This window comes from Oryzobacter faecalis (assembly GCF_046764005.1).
In the GTDB taxonomy this organism is placed as follows: Bacteria; Actinomycetota; Actinomycetes; order Actinomycetales; family Dermatophilaceae; genus Oryzobacter; species Oryzobacter faecalis.
Window position 1 is genome coordinate 35,457 of sequence record NZ_JBKOFW010000015.1, and the last position, 10,593, is coordinate 46,049.

General features: G+C 76.4%; 10 protein-coding genes. 5 read left to right on the forward strand and 5 right to left on the reverse strand.

Translation table 11 applies throughout. From position 1 onward, the window contains the following. Positions 1 to 69 precede the first annotated feature (69 nt). Positions 70 to 1,683 carry a hypothetical protein gene (locus ACK8HX_RS17295; protein ID WP_411941963.1) on the forward strand — a complete coding sequence of 538 codons (1,614 nt, stop codon included), beginning with the start codon at positions 70 to 72 and terminating at the stop codon, positions 1,681 to 1,683. A 119-nt stretch (positions 1,684 to 1,802) separates the two neighbouring features. On the opposite strand, the gene ACK8HX_RS17300 is transcribed toward ACK8HX_RS17295, so the two are convergent. The 5 genes from ACK8HX_RS17300 to ACK8HX_RS17320 all read right to left on the reverse strand — a co-directional run bounded on the left by ACK8HX_RS17300 (position 1,803) and on the right by ACK8HX_RS17320 (position 6,076). Beyond that, positions 1,803 to 3,233, reverse strand: coding sequence for a PPE domain-containing protein (locus ACK8HX_RS17300; RefSeq protein WP_411941964.1), 1,431 nt, complete (start codon positions 3,231 to 3,233; stop codon positions 1,803 to 1,805). Between the two features lie 5 nt (positions 3,234 to 3,238). Continuing rightward, entirely contained in the window at positions 3,239 to 4,753 is a 1,515-nt protein-coding gene (locus ACK8HX_RS17305) for a S8 family peptidase (protein ID WP_411941965.1), read from the reverse strand. Between the two features lie 5 nt (positions 4,754 to 4,758). Further along, positions 4,759 to 5,340 carry a hypothetical protein gene (locus ACK8HX_RS17310; RefSeq protein ID WP_411941966.1) on the reverse strand — a complete coding sequence of 194 codons (582 nt, stop codon included), beginning with the start codon at positions 5,338 to 5,340 and terminating at the stop codon, positions 4,759 to 4,761. A 113-nt stretch (positions 5,341 to 5,453) separates the two neighbouring features. Continuing rightward, complete coding sequence (locus ACK8HX_RS17315) at positions 5,454 to 5,765, reverse strand: WXG100 family type VII secretion target (RefSeq protein WP_411941967.1); 312 nt, start codon at positions 5,763 to 5,765, stop codon at positions 5,454 to 5,456. After that, positions 5,762 to 6,076 carry a WXG100 family type VII secretion target gene (locus tag ACK8HX_RS17320; RefSeq protein WP_411941968.1) on the reverse strand — a complete coding sequence of 105 codons (315 nt, stop codon included), beginning with the start codon at positions 6,074 to 6,076 and terminating at the stop codon, positions 5,762 to 5,764. Before ACK8HX_RS17320 ends, ACK8HX_RS17315 begins: the two co-directional genes overlap by 4 nt. A 263-nt stretch (positions 6,077 to 6,339) precedes the next feature. Here ACK8HX_RS17320 and eccD point away from each other — a divergent pair, with 263 nt between their 5' ends. The 4 genes from eccD to ACK8HX_RS17340 form a co-directional block, all read left to right on the forward strand. Beyond that, the gene (eccD, locus tag ACK8HX_RS17325; protein ID WP_411941969.1) at positions 6,340 to 7,671 is read left to right on the forward strand and encodes a type VII secretion integral membrane protein EccD; all 1,332 of its coding nucleotides are present in this window, start codon (positions 6,340 to 6,342) and stop codon (positions 7,669 to 7,671) included. Between the two features lie 3 nt (positions 7,672 to 7,674). Beyond that, a complete protein-coding gene (eccB, locus tag ACK8HX_RS17330; protein ID WP_411941970.1) occupies positions 7,675 to 9,003 on the forward strand; it encodes a type VII secretion protein EccB in 1,329 nt (442 codons plus the stop codon). Continuing rightward, the gene (locus tag ACK8HX_RS17335; RefSeq protein WP_411941971.1) at positions 9,000 to 10,208 is read left to right on the forward strand and encodes a S8 family serine peptidase; all 1,209 of its coding nucleotides are present in this window, start codon (positions 9,000 to 9,002) and stop codon (positions 10,206 to 10,208) included. The genes eccB and ACK8HX_RS17335 overlap by 4 nt, the downstream gene beginning before the upstream one ends. 43 nt (positions 10,209 to 10,251) lie before the next feature. Continuing rightward, the coding region (locus ACK8HX_RS17340) for a class I tRNA ligase family protein (RefSeq protein WP_411941972.1) at positions 10,252 to 10,593 on the forward strand (342 nt) is incomplete at its 3' end.

A 10,593-nucleotide genomic window follows, 5' to 3' on the forward strand; every position in this document is an offset into this window, starting at 1 on the left:
TTGTTCATGGCGGATGCTGGCCGGTCGGGCAGCTCGAACACCCCGGGGGGAGGACACGTGGCGGACCCCATGCACCAGCTGACCCTCGTCGCCGACGAGCGCAGCTACGACCTCGTCGTCCCCGTGGGCACCCGGGTCACCGACGTCCTGTCGGTCCTCGGCATCTCCTCGAGCGCCAACCCGAGCTCGGTCGCCACGTCGGCGGGCCACGTGTTCGGACCGCACGACCGGCTCGGCGAGGACCTCCCCGCCGGGTCCGTCCTCACCGTCGTGCGCACGACGACGCACCAGGTCACCCGGGACGTCGTGAGCATCGACCGCTCCTCCTCCGCGCCCGGTGGCCGCACCGACGGCGCCGGAGGACGCCGGCGTGGCCCCGCGTGGGCCGGCGGCGGACGCACCCGCCCCACCACCGTCGACCCCGTCGTCGTCGACGACTCCACCCGGCGCCGCGACGACCTGGACGAGGCCACCGTCAGCCGCGCGTCGCTGCGGGCCGGGGCCGCTGCCGGCTCCGGTGTCAGGGTCCCGCGCAGCGGGCGCGCCCGCTCGGCGACACGGCCGGAGGTCGTGGGCCCCGCGCTCGTCGTCGGCACCGGGCTGCTCTGCCTCGCCGGGTCGGTCCTCGTCCTCCTCCTGCCCGCGGTGTCCGGCGGGCCCGGTGCCGGCGGCTCCGGCGCCGGCGGGCTGCTCGCGGCGGCGCCCGTGCGGTGGGCGAGCGCCCTCCTCCTCCTCGCGAGCGCCGTCCTCGTGACCTTGGCCGTCCCCCGCGACCGCACCGGGTCGGCCGCGGTCCGGCTCGCCGCAGCCCCCGCGCTGGCGGTCGCCGCGGGGCTGCTCGCGCCGTTCGGCGAGTCGCCCCAGGGCACCGCGGTGCAGGGTGCGCTCGCCTGCGGGCTCGGTGTCGTCGTCCTCGCCCTCGGCTCCACCGACGGCCCCACCACCGACCGCGGTGAGCGGACCGCCATGGCGTGCCTCGGCGGGGTGGGGATGCTCCTCGCGGCCGGGGTGCTCCTCGACTGGTCGCCCGTGGCGACCGCCGCCCTCGTCGTCGGCGCCGCGCCGGTCCTCGTGCGAGCCCTGCCGAGCACGAGCCTGAGCGTCGACCCGACCCAGCTCGTCGACACCGACCGCCTGTCCACGACGATCTGGGCCGTCCGAGAGCGCCACGCCGGGCGCCGCCGCCGGGTCACCGCCCACGACGTCCGCGACCGGGTTGCCGCGGCCCGGGCCGTCGTCTCGGCCGGCACTGGGTACGCCGCCGTGCTCGCGGCGCTCGGCGGCTGGGTGGTCGCCCTCGCGGCCCCCTTGTCCGACATCGCGCCGTGGTCGCGGTGGGTCCTGCCCGCCGTCGCCGCCGTGGCCCTGGGATACCAGGCCCGCACGGTCCGCGACCGCGTCGCGCGGTTCGCGATGCTCGGGGGCTCGGCGTCGCTCACGGTCGCCTCGGCCGTCGCCGTCCTCGCCGCCCACCCGATGTGGGTCGTGTGGCTCGTCCTCGGCACCGTGGGGGTCGCGTCGGCCACGCTCGTCGCGGCCGTCGCCCTCTCCGGCGGCTACCACTCGACGCGGATGTCGCGGCTCGCGGACCGCATCGAGTCGCTGGCCGTCGTCCTCGTCCTGCCACTGGGGGTGCTGGCCGCAGGGGGCGTCGAGGGCCTGCGCCGCCTCACCTCGGGCTGACCCCGCCCTCCGGCCGTCCCCTTCTGCGCCGCCGCAGAAGGGGGCGCGGAGGTGGCGGGGCGACGAACCGGTGCCATCACCCGGTTTCCCCCACCACCGAGTCGCTGCGGGATCGGGACTCACTCCCAGACGGGTGGGGTGGCGTCGTCGGCGCCCTCGAACCAGGTCTCCTCGTCCTCGTGCGTCAGCCGGTCGAGGTCGTGCTCGTCGCGGTCCTCCCCCTTGCCGCCACGGCTGCCCGCGGTTCCCGCCGCCGCGACGACACCACCGCGACCACCCCTGTCGCCGAGCTGGGGCACGCCGTAGCGGCCCGCGCGGGCGCCACCGCCGCCACGGCCTCCGGCTGCGCCTCGTCCCGCGGCCGACTGGCCGCCGGCGGCGACCACCGTGGACCGCCCGGCACCACCGGCACCACCGGCAGCCGCGCGCCCGGCCGCACCGGAGCCGCGAGCCGCAGCACCGCTGTTCGTCACGCCCATGACACCGGGACGACCCGCACCGGCGGCACCCGGCCGGCCGGCACCGGCAGCACCGGGGCCACCGCGCCCGAGCAGGGCCGCGGCCCCGCCTCCGGCGGCCATGCCACCGATACCGGCGGCCATGCCGCCACTGCCGAGGCCGGACTGCCCGGCGGACCCGCCCTGGCCCGTCGTGCCGGACACCGCCCCGCCACCAGCGGGGCCGAGGCTGCCGCCGCCGGGACCGTCGACGACCACCGGGTCGGGACGGACCGGGTCGGGGTCGACCGGCTCGGGCTCCGGGACCTCCGGGAGGCCGATGCAGATGACGGTCGGGGGGTCGAAGGTCGGGGGCGGCTCGACCTCGCCGCCGCGGCCGCCACCGTCGTCGCGCCCGCCCGCCGGACCGACGTACGTGCCGCCGCTGGAGCCACCACCCACCGGGGTGCCCCCGCTGCCGCCCCCGCCACCGGGTGTCCTCGTGTTCACGGGCGACTCGGCCGGCTCGACCGGCAGCTTGCGCGTCGCCGTCTGCATCTGGCCCTCGTAGGCGTCGAGGACCTTCTTGGCCTCCGCCTCCCGCAGCCTCTTCGCCTCGGCGAGCGCCGCCGCGTACGCCTCCGTGTCGGGAACCTGCCCGTCGGGGTAGGAGCCCCCGAGCGGGCGGACCGGCGTCCTCATGTAGTCGCCCTGGTCGAGGTCGATGTCGATCGGGCGCACGTTGAGCACGTACGCGGTGCGCGCGACGGCGACCGCGTCGGACGCAGCGGTGAGCCCACCCTCGATCGCCTTGATGTCCTCGGCGTGCCGGTCGAGGTTCGACGCGAGCTTGCCGAGGGCGTCGTAGGCCGCCGCGGCGGCGGGTCCGTCCCAGACCTCGCCGACGTCGGGTGCGCGCTGCAGCTCGCGGACCACCCGGCGGACGTCCGCGGCGAGGTCGCCCATCTCCTCCGAGGTCGTGCGCCACTGCTCGGCCGTGTGGTCGACGATCCCCGCCTGGAAGTCGTAGATCTCGTGGAGGGCGCGCTCGTACGGCCCGGCTCCCTCCGGGAGGGCGGGCGGGCCCCCGCCGCCGTCGTGTGCCTGAACCATGTCGGTCACTCCTCCCCGTCGGCGCGTGCGCCGGTGTGGGCGCCCCTGGCGCCGGTGGACACTGGGTCGTCGTCGGGGTCGCCCCCGGTGGTCGTGGCGCTCGGCCCGCGCGTGCGCCGGCGGGCGAGGACGAGGGCGAGGGCGGCAGTCGCGAGGACCACGAGCGCGCCGAGACCCACGAGGACCCCGGGCACGCGGCCCTCGTCGTCCGCGGCCTGCGGGGCGGCCGAGGCCGAGGTGGTGGCCGAGGGGGACGCCGGGGCCGACGGGGTGGCCGTCGGGGTCGCGGTCAGCGCCGCGATGTCCTCGGACGAGGGCTCGGCCCCGCCGAGGGCGCTCACGAAGGGGTTCTCGTCGGGCAGGGTCGTGGGGTCGATGGCGACGGCGTCGGCCGGCGCGAAGATCCCCCAGCCGTACGCCCGGTTGCGCTCGGTGACCTCCGGGAGGTTCGAGCCCTCGCGGCGGAACCACGTCTCGACCCCGCCCCCGGACAGCGGGCGCAGCCCGACCCCTGCCTTCGCGGCCTGGAGCAGCTGGTTCGCGGTGGCGTCCGGGTGGGCCGACCACATCGCCGCGAGGCCGCCGCTCACGAGGGCCGTCGCGTTGGACGAGCCGTCGGCGAGGTAGTCGCTCCCCCAGCGGCCGTCCTCGAAACCGAGGCTGTTGACCGCCTTGCCCGGCGCGGCGAGGCCGATGGCCGCGTCGTCCTTGACCGACTGCTCGTAGACCCGCCCGCGCTGGTCGACGGGGTTGACGGTCACGACCCCGTTGCCGAGCGCGGGCCACATGACGCCGCGTCCGGCGTTGTCGGTGCCCGCGACGACGATGACGCCCGCGCGGTACGCCTCGAGCAGCGCCGCACCGTACTCGGCGTCGTAGTCGGTGACGAGCGAGAGGTTGATGATCTTCGCCCCGGCGGCGACCGCCGCCCGGATCGAGGCGACGACGCCGTCGGCCACCTCGTCGTACCCCGGTCCGGTGAGGCCGCACGCGATGTCGCCGGCTCGCCTGGGGTTGGGGTAGCTCACGGCGTAGTGGAGGAGGCGGGCGTCGGGCGCGATGCCGCGGATGCCGGTGCCCCCCGGGCCGCTGCCCCTGCCCGTGCCCCCGATGAGGGCGGCCATCGTCGTGCCGTGCTCGGCGACCCGGCCGGTGGCCCGCGGCGAGCGCGTGCCCCCACCGTCGGCGAGGCACGGGCTCGACGAGGCCGCGATGCGCCCACGCACCTCGGGGACCTCGGGGTCGACGGGGGTGTCGACGATCGCCACGGTGACGCCCTTGCCGGTGCCCTGGCGCTGCAGCTCGTCGATGCCCATCGCGTCCCACCACCAGCCGCCCTTGCCGAACCCGTCGGCGGGCGCCGAGGCCGGCGCCTGCACCATGGTCGACGGGGTCGCGACGGCCGGGCCCGCAGCGACGAGCGCCGCCACCGCGCACGCCCCGGCGAGCACCGGCACGTGGACGCGGCGGCGTCCCCCGCGCGGGAGGCGCGAGGAGGCGGGGAGGACGCGGGACGGCATCGCGCTCAGGCCACGCCGTTCGGAGCGGGGGCGGGCCCGTCGGACCCGCCCGGGCCGGTGCCCATCGCCGTCGATGGTTCGGTGGCACCGGTGGACGTCGCCCGCGGCTCCGCGCCGGACTCACCGCCGGACTCACCACCGGTGCCGGTGGGGGCGCCCTCGGTGGCCAGCCCGGCCATCGTCGTGGCCCCCTCCTGCGACGCCTCGGTCTCGCGTGCCTGCTCCTGGTTGCGGGTGCTCTGGAACCCCTCGGGGTCGGCCCAGCGCCCGAGGAGGGTCACGAAGGCCGCCCCCGCGTTCTCGTCGTGGTTGCGCATCTCCTCGGCGGCCCGCGCGAGGTTCTCGGCGGCCGTCACGAGGTCGGCCCGCGCACCGCGCAGCGTCGCCGTGTACTCGGCGAGCGCGGCGCCGTAGACCGACGCGAACGTCTGGGCGGCGGCGCTGCCCCCGAAGGTCGACCGCTCGGCGAGGGTGTTGTCCGCGCGGGCCACCTGCTCGTGCGCCTTCTCGCGCCACGACTGCTCGTGGTCCCTGCCGAGGATGCTCAGCACGGACGGGTAGCTGATCTGTCCGTCGTCCCTGACCATGTCGTCTCCTCCCTCTGACCCAGGTCGTCGGTGCGGGGCGTGGCCCCGCGGAACGCCCGTCGTGCCGGTACCCGCGTCACGGGTACCGGCACGGGGCATCGTGCGGTGGGGGCTCAGCCCCACATGTTGGTGTTGCGCAGCTCGCCGGCGAGGTAGTCCTCCTTGGAGCGGATGACCGCCTGGCGGACGTCCTCGAGGAGCAGCTTGCAGTCCTCGATCTGCTGGTCCCAGTCCTTCTGGGCCTGCGAGTACGCCTGGCGAGCGGAACCGTCCCACTGCTCGACGTAGGGCTTGAGGTCCCCCTTCATGGTCTCGAGCCGCTGCTCGAGATCCGTCAGGCCCTTCTTCATGTCGTTGACGAGGGTGTCGATGCCGGCCCCGCCGACCTTGATGCCGCCACTCATGATGGTGTCCTTCCCGCTCACTTGCCGAGCATGCTGGAGTACTTGGAGAGGCTCGACGCCGCGGACGCGTCGTCGGCGTCGTACTGGCGCTGCGAGCCGGTGAGGTTGGCCTCGAAGGTGTCGAGGACGTCGACGATGTCCTGGGTCTGGATCTTCCAGGCCTCGCTGACCTGGTCGAAGCTGCGCGCGCCCTGCCCCTCCCAGTGGGCCTTGACCTGCTCCATCTGGCCGCGCAGGCCGTTGATCTGCGTGCGCAGGTCGGCGCGCGCCGTGCTGACGATCTCGGCGCTCTTCTTGACCACGCCTTCGCCGGCGCTGAACTGGTCAGCCATGCTGGTTCCTTCCGTCGAGCGACGCCGGGTCCCGCCGTCGCGCTGTCCGTGTGTTCCCCTGACCGGAGGTCCCGCTCCCGACCCCGGATCCGGCCCTCCCGTGGTCTCGCCCCACAGACACTACGGGGTGGGAAGGGGCAGCCCAATGGGGAGAACTCCCCGGCGCGCCAGCCGTCTATGCTCGGGGAGCCGCGGGAGGACGCCGGGGGGACCAGCCCGTGCCGCCGTCATCCGCGCCGCCGCCGAAGGGGAGAGGTCGAGTCGTGAGCCAGGTCAGCACCGCCGCGTCGCTCGTGCGCGTGTCCGTCTCGTCCGGCACCCGCCGCGCCGACCTGGGTGTCCCGGGCGGCATCCCGGTCGTCGAGCTCGTCCCCGAGCTCGCCCGCGAGCTGGGCGTCCTCGACACGACGAGCGCCTCGCACGGGTACCGGCTCGTCGTCCGCGGCGGGGTCCTCCTCGACCCGGACCGCAGCCTCGCCGCGCAGGGAGTCACCGACGGGACCGTCCTCTCCCTCGAGACCGTCGACGTCACGACCGAGAAGGTCTACGACGACGTCGTCGAGGCCGTCGCGGACGTCGTCGAGACCCAGTTCGCGCCGTGGACGGCCCGGCACAGCGCCGGCACCGCCCTCGGCGCGGCCACCGTCTTCCTCCTGTGCGCCGCGTGGGCCCTGTTCACCGCCCGCGCCTCGGGCCTGCTCGTGGCCGCCGTCGCGGGTGCGGTGGCCCTCCTCCTCGTCGGCACGGCGGCCGTCCTCCACGCCCGGACGCGCTCGGCCGGTGCCGTCGCCCTCGCGGGCACCGCGCTCGTGCACGCCGCGGTCGCCGGGTCGGCGGTCGAGCCGTCGGCGCCGCTGTGGGGCGAGGGGCTGCTCCACGCCGGGGCCGCCGTCGCGGTCGTCGGCGCCCTCGCCGCCGTCTCGCTGGGGCGCCATCGGTTCGTCCTCGCGGCCGGTTCGGTCCTCGGCGCGGCGATGGTCCTCCTCGGCGCCGTCACGACCGTCACCGACGTCCCGATGACGACCGTCGCCGCGGTCGTGTTCGTCGTCGCGGTCGTCCTCGGCAACGTCCTGCCGTGGGTGGGGATCTCCTCGAGCCGGCTGTCGTCCCACGCGCCGCGCACCGAGGCCGAGATCACCGCCGACGCCCCGGAGGTCGACCGCGGCCAGGTCCGCGCGCAGGTCGCGCGCGGCCACGACGTCATGGTCGCCGTCTCGCTCGCCTCCGGAGCGATCGCCCTCCTCACCACCCCCCAGCTCGTGGCCTCGGGCCTCGCGGGGACGGCCCTCGTCGTCGCCGGGCACGTCGCGACGCTCCTGCGCACCCGGCACAGCCGCACCCGCACCGCGGTCCTGCTCGCCATGGGCTCCGGGATCCTCGGCCTCGCCGTCGCGGCCGTCGCCGCCGCCCAGCTGCACCCCACGTGGCGCCCCGCCCTCGCCGTGGTCCTCGGCGCCGGCGCCGCGGTCGTCGTCTCGCTCGCGGTCCTCGCCCCGCGCACACGGGTCGGGCTGGGCCGGGTGGCCGACACCCTCGACGGTGTCGTCCTCGTTGCCCTCCTCCCGCTCGCCGCCGCCACCATCGGGGTGCTCTGACCCGTGGCGACCAAGAAGGACCTCGTCGACGCGCAGTCGTTCAGCCGGCGCCGCCTCACCACTGCCTTCGTCAGTGGCGCCCCGGGCGGGCGCGAGGTCGAGCCGCACCGGCCGCTGCGGGCCGTGGCCGGCGGGCTGGCGCTCACCGCGGTGCTCGTCCTGGGCAGCATGGCGTTCGGCTGGCTGCGCTCGGCGCTCCCGCAGGACTGGGAGAACAACCGGCTCATCATCGCCGAGGACAGCGGGGCCCGGTACGTCTCCCTCGGGGGCACGCTGCACCCGGTCGTCAACACGACGAGCGCGCGGCTGCTCATCCCGTCGAGCGAGTTCAAGGTGCTCGCCGTCCCGGACGACCAGCTCGCCGACATCGACCGCGGGCCGACGCTCGGCATCCTCGGCGCGCCCGACTCGCTGACCCCGGCCGACCGGCTCGTCAACTCCGGCTGGACCTCGTGCCTCGGCGAGGGCGAGGAGGTCTCGACCTCGATCGGCAGCCGCCGCACCACCACCGAGCAGCCGGACGGCGCGGTCGTCGTCCGCAGCGGCGGGCGGACGTTCGTCGTGGCCGACGGCCGCCGCTACCCGGTCGCGGACCGCGACGTCTCCGCGGTCACCGTCGCCCTGCGCCTCGACGGCCGGCCGCCGATCGTCGCCCCGGCCACCTGGCTCAACCTCTTCCCCGAGGCCCCCGCCCTGGCGCCGCTGACCATCGACGACCTCGGGAGGTCGCTGCCCGGGCTGCCCGCCGGCGCCACCGTCGGGTCGGTACTCACCCTCGACGGCGACCGCCGCTACGTCGTCCTCCCGACCGGCGACCTCGAGGCGCTGCCCGAGGTGGCGTTCGAGATGTACCGCCTCGGCTCGGGCGCCTCGGGACGCGACGTGCCGGTGCAGGCCGCCCAGATCCGCCAGCTCGAGGTGCGCCCGCAGCAGTTCGCCCCGCCGGACTGGCCCACCGCGATCCCCACGGCGATCACCGAGGCGCCCTGCGCCACCCTCACCGCGGCGGCGGGCACCCAGCCCGAGGTCGCGCTCGGCACGCGCTCCACCCCGGTCCCCGAGGGCGAGCGCGGCCGCACGGTCGTCGACACCGGTGAGGGCGCCCTGGTCCGGGCCGTGTCGGGCCAGGTCCTCGGCCGCGGTCCCGTGCTCGCGGTCGACCAGACGGCCACCGCCTATGCGCTCGAGGGCGCCGACGACGAGCTGCTCGCGCGCCTCGGCTACCGACCGTCCGACGTCGCGCCGGTCCCGCAGGCCTGGGCCGAGCTGCTCCGGCCCGGGCCCGTCCTCGGCGCCGCGGCGGCCAAGACGGTCGTCTCCGGCCGGTCATGAGCCCGCTCCCCCGCGCCGGTCGCCGCACCGGTGCCGTGGCGGCCCTGGCGGCCGCGGCCGTCGTCGTGCCACTGCCGGCCTCCGCGGCCGCTCCCGAGGCGTGCGTCGAGGGCACCACGCGCTACGTCGCCGACACCCCGTCGGCGCTGACCCGGCTCGGCGCCAACCGGGCATGGCAGCTGGCGACGGGGCGCGGTGTCGTCGTCGCGGTCGTCGACTCCGGTGTGGCCGAACGCAACCGGCACTTCCCCGACGGCGTGCTCGTCGGCGGCCGGTCCTTCGTCGGCGGTTCGGCGCGCTCCGACGAGCGCACCCACGGCACCGCCGTCGCCGGGATCGTCGCCGCCCGGCCCGTCGACGGCTCCGGTGTCGTCGGCCTCGCCCGCGGCGCCCGAGTCCTGCCCGTCAAGGTCGTCCCCGACGACCAGCGGGAGGAGGACGGCGAGGTCGGGGTCGCCGCGCTCGCCCGCGGCATCCGGTACGCGGCCGAGGAGGGTGCCGACGTCATCAACGTCTCGCTGAGCACGACGACCGACGACCCCCGCCTCCGCTCCGCCGTGCGGTTCGCCACGGGGCGGGGGGCGCTCGTCGTGGCGTCCGCGGGCAACCGCCGCACCGCCGAGGACCCCACCGACGGCCCGCGCTACCCGGCGGCCTACCCCGAGGCGGTCGCCGTGGCCGCCGCCGGCCCGGACGACCGCGTCACCGAGGACTCCGTCCACGGCGAGCACGTCGACCTCACCGCCCCCGGCCGCGACGTCCTCACCTCCTGGGGCGCGTGGGGCGACTGCTACCTCAGCCAAGAGGGCGCCTCGACGAGCTACGCGACGGCGTACGTGAGCGCCGCGGCCGCCCTCGTCGCCGAGCGATTCCACGCCGACGGACCGGCCCGGTGGAAGCACCGCCTCGAGGCGACCGCCGCCCGCGACCGCCGCGACGCCCGCGACGACCGCGCGGGCTGGGGACTGGTCCAGCCGGTCGAGGCCCTCACCGCGGTGCTCGACGACAGCGTCGCCGGTCCCCTGGCCCCCGGCGCCGCGCCACGTCCCTCCGCCACGCCCGGCAGCGAGCGGCTCGCCATCGCCCCGGTCGCCGACCCGCTCGTCGGCGACCGGCAGCAGGTCGTCTGGGTCGCCGTGGCGAGCGTGGGCGCCGTCCTCGGCCTCGCCCTCGTCCGCCTGCTCCGGCGCCGTCCGACGGGGTGAACCCGGGTGAGGCCGCCCGTCGCGGGATGGGAGGATGTCGCGCATGACCGAGCACCTCTCCACGCTGCGCGCTGCCTCCGTCCCGGACCGGCCGTCCCTCGACGGCCTCGAGGACAAGTGGGGCGCGGTGTGGCAGGAGCAGGAGACGTACCGGTTCGACCGTGAGGCCGCCCTCGCGGGACCGCGCTCGGCCGTCTTCTCGATCGACACCCCGCCCCCCACGGCGAGCGGGTCGCTGCACATGGGGCACGTCTTCAGCTACACCCACACCGACTGCATCGCGCGCTACAAGCGGATGGCAGGCTTCCACGTCTTCTACCCGATCGGCTGGGACGACAACGGGCTGCCCACCGAGAAGCGGGTGCAGAACTACTACGGCGTCCGC

Coding starts and splice junctions, on each gene's coding strand:
- ACK8HX_RS17305 (WP_411941965.1), bottom strand. CDS start 4,753: ATGCCGTCCCGCGTCCTCCCCGCCTCCTCGCGCCTCCCGCGCGGGGGA.
- ACK8HX_RS17295 (WP_411941963.1), top strand. CDS start 70: ATGCACCAGCTGACCCTCGTCGCCGACGAGCGCAGCTACGACCTCGTC.
- ACK8HX_RS17320 (WP_411941968.1), bottom strand. CDS start 6,076: ATGGCTGACCAGTTCAGCGCCGGCGAAGGCGTGGTCAAGAAGAGCGCC.
- ACK8HX_RS17335 (WP_411941971.1), top strand. CDS start 9,000: ATGAGCCCGCTCCCCCGCGCCGGTCGCCGCACCGGTGCCGTGGCGGCC.
- ACK8HX_RS17300 (WP_411941964.1), bottom strand. CDS start 3,233: ATGGTTCAGGCACACGACGGCGGCGGGGGCCCGCCCGCCCTCCCGGAG.
- ACK8HX_RS17310 (WP_411941966.1), bottom strand. CDS start 5,340: ATGGTCAGGGACGACGGACAGATCAGCTACCCGTCCGTGCTGAGCATC.